The sequence below is a fragment of the Pseudorhodoplanes sp. genome, from assembly GCF_035565855.1.
Classification (GTDB): Bacteria; Pseudomonadota; Alphaproteobacteria; order Rhizobiales; family Xanthobacteraceae; genus Pseudorhodoplanes.
Genome location: NZ_DATMRX010000056.1, coordinates 1 through 1,616, shown reverse-complemented (window position 1 = coordinate 1,616; position 1,616 = coordinate 1). Strand labels below are relative to the sequence as shown.

At 63.9% G+C, this 1,616-nt stretch carries 2 protein-coding genes and 1 tRNA gene; all 3 read left to right on the top strand.

Annotated features, from left to right (window positions below; all coding sequences use genetic code 11):
* The first annotated feature begins 62 nt into the window (after nt 1–62).
* Nucleotides 63–139: transfer RNA gene (locus tag VN004_RS03270), tRNA-Met, on the top strand.
* A gap of 167 nt (nt 140–306) precedes the next feature.
* Nucleotides 307–435 (top strand): hypothetical protein, encoded by a 129-nt coding sequence (locus VN004_RS03265; RefSeq protein ID WP_325606981.1) that lies wholly within the window; start codon nt 307–309, stop codon nt 433–435.
* A gap of 159 nt (nt 436–594) precedes the next feature.
* On the top strand, nt 595–1,616 hold a 1,022-nt coding region (locus tag VN004_RS03260), incomplete at its 3' end, for a flavin monoamine oxidase family protein (RefSeq protein WP_325606979.1).

Here is a 1,616-nt window from a genome sequence, read left to right as displayed (position 1 = left end):
TTTCTCTGTGAACCTTATATCCGGCCAGCTTTCGGGTGGCCGTCACGGATCGCCTGACGCGTGGCGGGGTAGCTCAGTTGGTTAGAGCAGCGGAATCATAATCCGCGTGTCGGGGGTTCAAATCCCTCCCCCGCTACCAATCACTTCCCAGGAACAGCGGTCTTCTGCGGCGTCGCCGGTCGTGCGTGCGCCCGTCGCCCTTTTCCATCACGCCCCCGTGAGCCCTGAAACCGGACGCGGTCCGAACCGAAACTCGCCTTGGAGCGACCAAGCCGTATCCACACTCCAATTCAGGGATATGAGGGGATGGCTCGCGAAACCTTTGCTGATGACGTTGCCTTTCTGGCGCTGGTCAGCGGCGCTTTTGTTGTTCGCAACGGCCTGGTGATCGGCGCGCTGGCGTGCCTCATTCTGTTCGGGTTGCTCAGCGTCTGAGCGGCTTTGTCGGAGCCGGAGGGAAACGGAGCGCATCGCGCACTTGCCGTTCGATTCTCGCCTGATATTTTGCTCCTGCGTCAGCCATCATGACCTGCGACCGCCGTTCGGCTGAGCCGCAACGGATATTTCGCTCGCTGCATGGTGCGACCTTTGTCAATGTCATACGACGTCATCGTTGTTGGAGCGGGCGCTGCCGGCATCGCCGCGGCGCGCCGGTTGAGCGATGCCGGCAAGCGGGTGATTGTCCTCGAGGCCCGCGCGCGGATCGGCGGACGCGCCTGGACCCAAAGAGCCGCCGGCTTCCCCCTCGATCTCGGCTGCGGATGGCTGCATTCCGCCGATCGCAATCCCTGGTGCGATATCGCAACCTCGCTCGGACTTGCGATCGACAAGACCCCGCCACCCTGGACCCGCACGTCGCTGCCGATCGGCTTTTCGCCCGACGACCAGAGAGCGTTCCGGGCCGCGCTCGATGACTTCTACGATCGCGTGGATAAACTCGCGCCAGACGGCCGCGACGTGCCGGTCTCGGATGCGCTGCCGGAGAATGGCCGCTGGAACGCTCTGATCGGCACCATCGCAACCTTTGTTGCGGGCGCTGGATGGGAGAACGTGTCCGCCATCGATCTGCAGCGCTATGCCGACACCGGCATCAACTGGCGCGTGGTCGACGGTTATGGGCTTCTGGTCGCGCGCCATGCGGCAGGACTTGAGATCGCGCTCGATACGCCGGTGCGGCGCATCGTCCATTCCGGGCGCTCGATTGAAGTTCATACCGATCGCGGATCGCTCACGGCCGCCTTTGCCATCGTCACGATCCCGAGTGCGCTGATCGCCAGCGAAGCGATCACCTTCGCGCCCGCGCTGCCGGACAAGGTCGCGGCCGCAAGCGGCCTGCCGCTCGGCCATGACGACAAGCTGTTTCTCTCGCTCGAAGGGGCCGACGAATTCCCGGCCGACAGCCGCTTGTTCGGCCGAACCGATGTCATCGGTACTGGCGCCTATCAAATGCGTCCGTTCGGGCGCCCGCTCATCGAGTGCTATTTTGGCGGGACGCTTGCGGAGGATCTGGAGCGCGGCGGGCTGGATGCGTTCTTCACTTTCGCGAGAGAAGAACTCGTCGGTCTGTTGGGCAGCGCGTTCGCCAGGCGCATCACGCCTGTCGCCGTGCATTCATG